The following is a 1191-nucleotide window of genomic DNA, read 5'->3' as shown; positions in this document are numbered from 1 at the left end:
ACCATGATTAAGGCTGTATAGACCTCATTTGTAAAAATATTTGCAGAAGCACCTAGGCCTGATATTCGCAGGCCTAGGTGCTTCTGCAAATATTTTTACAAATGAGGTCTATACAGCCTTAATCATGGTCATCGCCTACACTACCGTGCTATCACCTTTTTGGATAAAGCTCTATTACAAAAAATATGGACATTTATTGGGGGATATTGAAAAAACCAAAGGTAATACCGACTACGGCGCTACTTTCTTATAAATCCATCCAGAGCGCGCCAAACATTGATTACGTCTTAGGATAAGCCTGGTTAATTTCTTTAGTGGCTGCTCAAGCCCTTCTGTATAAGCAAAGGCATGTCGCTTAAGCTCCCCATTCTCCGATTGGGTAGTGATAGTATTGTTATATAAAGCGCTAAAAGCACCATTATCACCCGCACCTTTCGACATTACGAGTTCAAGTAAAAAAGCATGATAATCCTGATTGACTCGCTCAAGCACGGATATATTGGAAACAGTTTGTTCACCTAGCCCTAAAGAAATCCCACCCATTACAGATTCAGTACAACGATCGAACTCTTGACTTAGCGGCACCTGCTGATTGCTCTTTATTCCAAAATCTGAGTGTTCAAAAAATACATACGACTCCCTAGACTCTATCGAGCTAAGGTAGTCATCCATGAACGGACTACTTGAGCAGGCTAAAAGAGAGAGTGACATTAAAAGCAGAAGAATAATTCTAGAAATATGCACTGTGATCTCCTAAGCACTTAAATTAAGATATAACACAACCTAAAGCAGTTTGTTCTATTAAGTAAATAAAACCCTACCTGGCGGCCGTATTTGGAGAATAAAGGCTGAATATTTGTTTTAACTTGGGAAAACTTGTTAAGTTAGATCGACTTTTGATAACTAAGAAAGGATTGGTACCAGTGGGCGGACTCGAACCGCCACGTCCCGAAGGACAAGGGATTTTGAATCCCTCATGTCTACCAATTTCATCACACTGGCCCAGATGCGGCGCATTATACGCCATACAGAAAAATGATCAACCGCTATCAATGATTTTATTTATATTTACTCATGTAATTAGCAACTTACCTAAGAATAAAGCCGCAAGGAGAAACTAGCTAATTATCTTCAACTAACAATTTTAGCTCCAGAGTACCTATTTCCATATGCTCAATAGAAATAAGCTCT

1 protein-coding gene and 1 tRNA gene are annotated in these 1191 nt (G+C 39.3%); both read right to left on the bottom strand.

What is annotated here, in order from left to right:
- Window positions 1–231 precede the first annotated feature (231 nt).
- On the bottom strand, window positions 232–744 hold the full coding sequence (locus A3735_RS03565; RefSeq protein WP_156490751.1) for a hypothetical protein: 513 nt from the start codon (window positions 742–744) through the stop codon (window positions 232–234).
- 171 nt (window positions 745–915) lie between these two features.
- Window positions 916–1002: transfer RNA gene (locus A3735_RS03560), tRNA-Leu, on the bottom strand.
- Between the last annotated feature and the right edge of the window lie 189 nt (window positions 1003–1191).

Source organism: Oleiphilus sp. HI0061, from assembly GCF_001635675.1.
The sequence above is the reverse complement of the archived record's forward strand: the minus strand, read 5'-3'. Positions and strand labels throughout refer to the sequence as shown.